Raw genomic sequence first — 3,206 nt, forward strand, 5'->3', positions numbered from 1 at the left:
ATAACTTCCGCATTCCTCCCGACACTGACCCTACGGGTACAGTGCGGGGCTCCTGCGATTTCTAGCTGAGTTCGTCTAGCAACGACGGGAGGAGCCGCCCGAAGAGTGGCGAGAAGAGCTGCCCCCCGATGAAGGGCGGGAGGAGGAGCCGAAAGAGCCAGAAGAGCGCGAGGAGCCGCCACAACAGGAGCTTGCAAAGCTTGGATCTGGTTTTGCAGTTGTCTGCAGCGACGCTGCCTGCGCCAGTACATTGTGCCGCCGATTATCCCTGCAGCACCTGCCCCCACCCCTACCAACGGCCAGGGCGAAGGGGGAGGCGGGTAGGTCATGCCTCTGTTGAATTGCCGCCCGGCGCTGCAGCCGGTCTGACCACGTCAGCGGTGCGGTTCCCCCACAGCACTTTTCTCCTGAGGCCAGCTTTCCCATTGGCTATTTCTGCCGGGGATCCCCCCTGGTTGCCCGCAGGACTCTGTCCCACCGGCGCGAAAGGGCGAGCCATCCCAGTTTTAAGGCCGGCCCCAGCACCTGCCAGCCGCGAAACCGAACCACCAGGGATCCCTGTCCGCACCAGCCGATGCGGGTGAAGGTCAAGCGCAGGTGTTGAGCCAACGGAAGAGGTAGAGCGGCGATCAGCCCCAAGCATTGCCCCGTCAAAGCTGGATCGGCAAAGCCAATTTCTACGCCGCCTTGCCAGGATTGAATGCGAAGTTGCTTGCCCAGCTTCCACAGGTAGGGCCAATAACGCGGCCAATCTCCGAGGGAGCGAGGTTCTCCCCGCTGTACCGGCCAACGCCCGCGAAGGCGCAGGGATCCCCAACGCCATTCCCAGCCACGGCGGCTGCCCCGCACGGCCCAGCCTCCCCAGCTGTGCCATTTCCAGATCCAGGCAAGGGGGCCCTGCCAGGGTTTGCGGTAGCGCAGAATGAGCTGTTGAGGCCAGAACAAGAGAGTTCCCACAAAGACGGCCAGCAGCAATCCCAAAGGACTCCGTCCCGCTAACGCGAACAGCTTGAGCACCGACTGGGATCCTCCGCGGTCAATCCATAGCGGGCCAGAAAACGGGGCAAATCGACCACCAGGCAGGTGTAGGATCCCTGCATCACCAGCCGCTCCTGTTGGGTGATCTCCACCTGAAACTGAATGCGTCTTCCCTCCACGGCCACGACTTCGACCCGAACCTGCAAGGGATCCCCCGCCACCGCTGCCGACCGATGTTCCAAGGCAAAGCGGATCCCGACCGCCGCTTCCTCCGGCTCGTAGAAGGGCTGCAAGGTGGTGTGGCTGCACCGCTCAATCAACGTCAACAGAGCTGGGGATCCGATCACCTTCACACCGGGGTTGCCCAGAGCCTCAGCGGTTTGTTCCGGGCCGAGGATCCCCTGCCAGGTGCCGAGGGTGCCCAGGGGAACAGGTTTCATCAGCGGGCAGGGGCGCGCATTCTCCTGGATTGCCACAGGCTCCAGCCTTGCCAGAGCAGGAGAATCAACGCCAGGATCCCGACCACCCCGGCCAGCACCAGCGCCCGTTCCCAGCGGGTGGCATGGAAGCCGGTTACCGTCCAATTGCGGCTGAGGTTGGATCCCAGAATGGCAAGCACAGCCAGGCCCAAACCTCGGATCCCCAGAGATTCCGCCCCTCTTCCCTCCTGCTGCAGGAGGATGGGCTGCAGCGCCGCCAGGATCAAAGCAGTCATCAAAGCTCCCAATAGGAAGGCCGCTTGCGGCTGGGCGTGAATGAAGTAGCCCACCCCCACCGGCAAAGCCAGGCTGGCCAGCGTCAGGGCGATCCCCGTCTGCAGGGGTTTGTCTGGCCCGTATAGCCAGTGAATGAGCGCCGCCAGCGCCATGGCCGCCATTCCCAGGTACAGCGCCGCCGACACATAGGGTTGGGTGAGGTCGATCCCGGCAACCTGCAGGTTGAACTGGTGCAACAGGTTTTGCAGCAGAGGGCGGGCCGACAAAAACAAAGCGGCCATGGCCCCCCAACGGCTGGGAAAAGCCAGACATCCCAGCCCCAAGAGGGCCGCCCCGTAGGATCCCCCCAATCGCAGCGCCAGCAGCGCTCCTCCGCCCACCAGCGTTAGGCCCACACAGGCCCGCCAGAGCAGCCGTCCTTGTTGCTCGGCAACGCTGACGCGACCGGCTAAAGCCTCCGGCCCGCTGACATGAGCAGGTTCCCCTGGCGCAGGGATCCCCCGTCCCGTCTGGTTCTCCAAGGCAAGCAAGGCCCACGAGAGCAGCACCCCTGCCCCGTAGAGCAAGGCCCAAAAGGGATCCTGGTATAGGCCGTTGCGGGTCAAGGCCAAGGCCAGCGCCAACGCCACCAGCCACCCCACCCCATGCCCCACTGCCGACAGCAGCCTGGGGGAGTCTTCTGCGGCGGTCAAGAGCGGCACAGTGCCTGCCACCAAGCTGAGGGCGGCCAGCCCCACCGGCAACAGCACCTGCCAAGGGAGATCCGGCTGGGATCCCATCTCCAGCAGGCGAGATCCCCAGGTTATGGCGGCAATGCCGCTCCACCCCTGGCCCAGCGCCATCAGCAACGACAGGGCTTCTGTTTCGGCCAAGACCCCCAGCAAAGGGATCCCCACCAAGCCCATCCCCAGGCCGCAGCCCCACAGAAACAGCATTCCATGCTGCTCCGCAATGCCGATGCGACCGGGGGAGCCGATAGCCAGACTTTGCCAGGCCGCCAAACTGAGCAACAGCACCACCAGCCCTTGCCCGGCCCGACCGCAGCCACTCAACCCCAGTAAACCCACCCCCACCAGGCCCCCCAACAACAAAGCCAGGGGGATCAGATCCGGCAACTGACCCAGCCAGCACCCCAGCGCCGCCAAGGCCACCAAGCCCAGCCCCACTGCCGGTTGCCAGCGGCGAACGGATCCCCAGCGGCGATATCGAATCGCTTCCAACAGCAAGACCACCAAGCCAATCGCGGCCGCAATCGCCAAAACTCCACCCAGCACGTGCTCCCTCCTTTCAAGCCCTGCACCAACTATCGCCTATCGTTGTCCGCTCATCATCGCCATTCAGAACCAATCGAGCGGAAGCGTTGCCTAGCATTAGGTTTGCTCCTTGCCCCAGACCCGATGGGGAGCAAATGCGTTTGCGTTTGTAAACTACCCGACACCCGCGCTATGCGCAGGGTGCGGGCTTTATCCCAATCCCTAGCGGCCCCAGAGGACAGCTAAGTTTCGGAATTTC

Annotated in this window: 3 protein-coding genes; all 3 read right to left on the reverse strand. The window is 63.8% G+C overall.

What is annotated here, in order from left to right; genetic code table 11:
- Positions 1 to 429: 429 nt before the first annotated feature.
- Genes NW839_RS12990 through NW839_RS13000 form a run of 3 tightly spaced genes read right to left on the reverse strand, consistent with a single transcriptional unit; the run spans position 430 to position 2,953 of the window.
- Positions 430 to 1,017, reverse strand: a complete 588-nt coding sequence (locus NW839_RS12990; RefSeq protein WP_414349784.1) for a hypothetical protein — start codon at positions 1,015 to 1,017, stop codon at positions 430 to 432.
- A complete protein-coding gene (locus NW839_RS12995; protein WP_414349783.1) occupies positions 996 to 1,418 on the reverse strand; it encodes a thioesterase family protein in 423 nt (140 codons plus the stop codon). The genes NW839_RS12990 and NW839_RS12995 overlap by 22 nt, the downstream gene beginning before the upstream one ends.
- Entirely contained in the window at positions 1,418 to 2,953 is a 1,536-nt protein-coding gene (locus NW839_RS13000) for a hypothetical protein (protein ID WP_414349782.1), read from the reverse strand. Before NW839_RS13000 ends, NW839_RS12995 begins: the two co-directional genes overlap by 1 nt.
- Between the last annotated feature and the right edge of the window lie 253 nt (positions 2,954 to 3,206).

It is taken from the genome of Synechococcus sp. R5-15 (assembly GCF_047462035.1).
GTDB lineage: Bacteria > Cyanobacteriota > Cyanobacteriia > Thermostichales > Thermostichaceae > Thermostichus.

What these genes read in the sequence shown, in the direction of transcription:
- NW839_RS12995 (WP_414349783.1), bottom strand. Translation starts at nt 1,418, where the DNA reads ATGAAACCTGTTCCCCTGGGCACCCTCGGCACCTGGCAGGGGATCCTC.